This is a genomic window from Rhizobium tibeticum, assembly GCF_900110205.1.
GTDB classification, from domain to species: domain Bacteria; phylum Pseudomonadota; class Alphaproteobacteria; order Rhizobiales; family Rhizobiaceae; genus Rhizobium; species Rhizobium tibeticum.
Genome location: NZ_FOCV01000144.1, coordinates 1 through 1,554, shown reverse-complemented (window position 1 = coordinate 1,554; position 1,554 = coordinate 1). Strand labels below are relative to the sequence as shown.

The 1,554-nt window shown below is 57.6% G+C and carries 2 protein-coding genes and 1 pseudogene; all 3 read right to left on the bottom strand.

From position 1 onward, the window contains the following. Positions 1-102 precede the first annotated feature (102 nt). The gene (locus BSG20_RS35275) at positions 103-714 is read right to left on the bottom strand and encodes an ATP-dependent Clp protease proteolytic subunit (RefSeq protein WP_093042008.1); all 612 of its coding nucleotides are present in this window, start codon (positions 712-714) and stop codon (positions 103-105) included. A 45-nt stretch (positions 715-759) separates the two neighbouring features. Then, positions 760-1,079 (bottom strand): annotated as a pseudogene (locus BSG20_RS38325) (SRPBCC family protein). Then, the gene (locus tag BSG20_RS35265; RefSeq protein WP_007628095.1) at positions 1,076-1,390 is read right to left on the bottom strand and encodes an ArsR/SmtB family transcription factor; all 315 of its coding nucleotides are present in this window, start codon (positions 1,388-1,390) and stop codon (positions 1,076-1,078) included. Before BSG20_RS35265 ends, BSG20_RS38325 begins: the two are co-directional and overlap by 4 nt. Positions 1,391-1,554: the final 164 nt, after the last annotated feature.

The following is a 1,554-nucleotide window of genomic DNA, read 5'->3' as shown; positions in this document are numbered from 1 at the left end:
TATGTTACGTAGACCCCGTTTTACCATCAGCCTGAAGCGCAGCACCCAAAGACCTGAGAGCGGGGCACGGCCGGCCGATTACCCCATCTTTTGCGGCAAGGCTTATAGGCTGCTCGTGTCTTCCCGAACCTTCAGAATACGGTCGATAAGACCCCATTCAAGCGCTTCCTCCGCCGTCATGAAGCGGTCGCGATCCATCCCGCGCTCAAAGTCTCCGTAGGAACGTCCGCAATGCTCCGCGTAGAGCCGCGTCATGCGTTGCTTGGTCTTTAAAATTTCCTCGGCATGAATCAGCATGTCGGAAGCCTGCCCTTGAAAGCCGCCGGAGGGCTGGTGAATGAGGATACTGGCATTGGGCAATGCGGCCCTTTCGCCGGGTTCGCCTGCCATCAGCAGGAACGATCCCATTGAACGGGCCGTCCCCATGCAAAGTGTATGAACCGGCGCACGGATGAAGCGCATGGTGTCGTACATGGCCAGGCCGCTGGTCACGACGCCGCCCGGCGAATTGATATAGAGGTTGATGGGCTTTTTGGGGTTTTCCGCTTCCAGAAACAGCAGTTGCGCGCAGACGAGCGCCGAAACGGTATCGTTCACCTCGCCATTGAGGAAGATAATCCGCTCGCGCAGAAGCCGGGAATAGATATCAAAGGATCGCTCCCCCCGGCTGGACTGTTCTATGACCATAGGGACGAGTTGCATCGCTTCGCGCATCGGCGACCTCCAGACTTTCAAAATTTAAGGGGGAGGCTCGCCGTGTCAGGCGGCGAGCATGAGGGGCGGGCTGTTGCTGTTCGCCGGCGCTCTTGCCATTCCATCGAATCTTGCGTCCGTCAGTTCGTGCACGATCCGAAGGCAAGTGCCGCCAGTGGCATTCGGGGTGATCGTGAACGTCACGGTGCTTTCAAGGAAAGGCGGGTTATCGTCACGCAGCTTGTAGCGAACTGCCTGGCCGGGGGTGACGGCCTTTCCCGAAGTTCGGGAATTGTGACAGCACGCCAGACCTTTTGCGGCGGATCGCCCAAGTCAAACTCCAACTCGACGCCGCTATCCTGCTCCTTGGTCTTCCCTTCGTTCATTGATCCATGTCCTTCAGCAAGACTTTGAGTGCTGCGATACGCTCCGGCCAATAGGCGCGGTATTTTGCGAGCCACTGGGCGATGAGAGCCAACCCATCGGGATCGACTTCGTAATTCACGAAACGCCCCTGTCGTTCTTCCCTCACGAGCTTTGCACTGCGCAGAACTGCGAGGTGTTGCGACATCGCCGGCTGGCTAATCTCCATGCCCTCGCGCAAGGCACTAGCGTTCATGCTCCCTGCCGCCAGCTTCTCAAAGATCGCACGGCGGGTGGGGTCTGCCAAAGCTCGGAAGAAGTCATTCTCGATCACGCGAGCACATAAGCATGGACTTATGCGATTCGCAAGCTATTTCGAGGCAGCTTTCTGTTGTTGCGGAAATCCTACAGACCGTCTGAAAACCCCGTCGGGGATTCCTCACGTTAGACTGCCGTGGTAGCTTTTGCCATGGCGCATCTTTCAGGAACAGACCGCTC

Coding starts and splice junctions, on each gene's coding strand:
- BSG20_RS35275 (WP_093042008.1), bottom strand. CDS start 714: ATGCGCGAAGCGATGCAACTCGTCCCTATGGTCATAGAACAGTCCAGC.